Source organism: Butyricicoccus sp., assembly GCF_050872565.1.
Taxonomy (GTDB): Bacteria; Bacillota; Clostridia; order Oscillospirales; family Butyricicoccaceae; genus Butyricicoccus_A.
The window spans coordinates 1-1103 of record NZ_JBNMHC010000517.1; the positions used below are offsets into that span (position 1 = coordinate 1).

The following is a 1103-nucleotide window of genomic DNA, read 5'->3' on the forward strand; positions in this document are numbered from 1 at the left end:
ACATAGTCCAGCAGGTAATGTGCGACCGTGGTATGGGACACAGAATCCATCGGCATCAACTCCTTCTTTTTGTTGTGTACATTGTAACACGAAGCGTCAAAAAGAAAAAGAGGCATTTTGAAGAAGTTTTTGTTAACAAATTGTTATAGACACAAACACGACACAAAGAACCTCTGATTCTTGTCCATTGTCCGAACAAAAATCAGAGGCTTGTATATTTCTTCTTATTTTATCACAGGGCGCGGAAATACTCCTTTTTATATCCGCCGCGTTCCAACGCCTTGCGAATCTGTTCGCACATGGCCTCGCGGTCTCGATTGAGCGTACCCTTGAGGGTCAGATAATTGGACGCATGGTTAGAACGGAATACACTGCCCTCGCTGTCGATGTGCTCCAGCATCAGCAGGGTTTCCTTGGCTACTTGCGGTGCGGTGAGCAGGTGGAATTTGCCAGCCTCGCACTCTCGGCGCAGCGGCACATCGCCTTCAAACATCAGCGTGAGCAGGCCGATATAGTCCGGCTTCATGCGGGAAAATGCCTTTGCCGTGTCAATCGCGTGCTCTTTCCACATCTCCGTGCCGCCCAAGCCGCTGATCGCTGTGACGGACAGCTTCATACCGGCATCCTTGACCATCTGACCGGCGCGAATGATGTCTTCCACTGTTACGCCCTTGTTGATATGCTTGAGCACCTGCTCATTGCCGGATTCCAGACCCAGATAAATCATTTCCAAGCCCAGCGAATGCAGCAGCTGCAAGTCCTCCGGCGATTTGGTCAAGATACTCTTCGGAGATCCATAGCTGGTCACGCGCTGGCATTCCGGAATGACCCTGCGGATGTGCTTGAGGATGGTCACGAGATCCTCTGTCTTGCGAATCAGCGCATCGCCGTCTGCAAGAAAGACGCGCTCAATATAGCGGTACTGTCTGCGGGCGATATTAAAATCCTCCAGAACGTCCTCCAACTTGCGCAAATGAAACCGTTTTTCCTTGTACATATCACAGAATGTACATTTATTATGGCTGCATCCCACCGTAACCTGTACAATCAAACTGTACGCTTCAGACGGCGGACGAAATACTCTGCCTTCATATCTCATGAAT

Annotated in this window: 1 protein-coding gene; it reads right to left on the minus strand. The window is 49.9% G+C overall.

The window, feature by feature from the left end; all coding sequences use genetic code 11:
• Positions 1 to 232: 232 nt before the first annotated feature.
• Positions 233 to 1103: radical SAM protein (locus ACR0P9_RS13035; RefSeq protein ID WP_432620822.1), on the minus strand; the 871-nt coding region annotated here is incomplete at its 5' end.